The following is a 326-nucleotide window of genomic DNA, read 5'->3' on the forward strand; positions in this document are numbered from 1 at the left end:
CTCTGAGCGAACGCCAGAATCGAGTAGGAGGAGGCCTCACGGCCTCCATCCTCTCACACCACCGTACAAGCGTGGGTCGCATACGGCGGTTCCGAATATATCTTTAGTGACTCATACCCATCTCTCAATGAGTACAGTCCCCTCTCCTCGAACCATTTGATTGGCATTGCGTGATTCACCTGGGGCGAGAGGGCTAAGTGCCACCACCCTTTATCTGACATCGCCAGCTTCCACGCATTTCGCTCTGTTACACCTTGTCGTTGTAACCATGTCGCTATGCTGTATCTGCGTTTGCGCTGTTTCAGACGGTAGCATCTCAACCGACG

General features: G+C 53.4%; 1 pseudogene. It reads right to left on the minus strand.

From position 1 onward, the window contains the following. Positions 1 to 53: 53 nt before the first annotated feature. Positions 54 to 326, minus strand: a pseudogene (locus CIK04_RS35230) (hypothetical protein); the annotation flags it as partial.

It is taken from the genome of Vibrio sp. 03_296 (assembly GCF_002265885.1).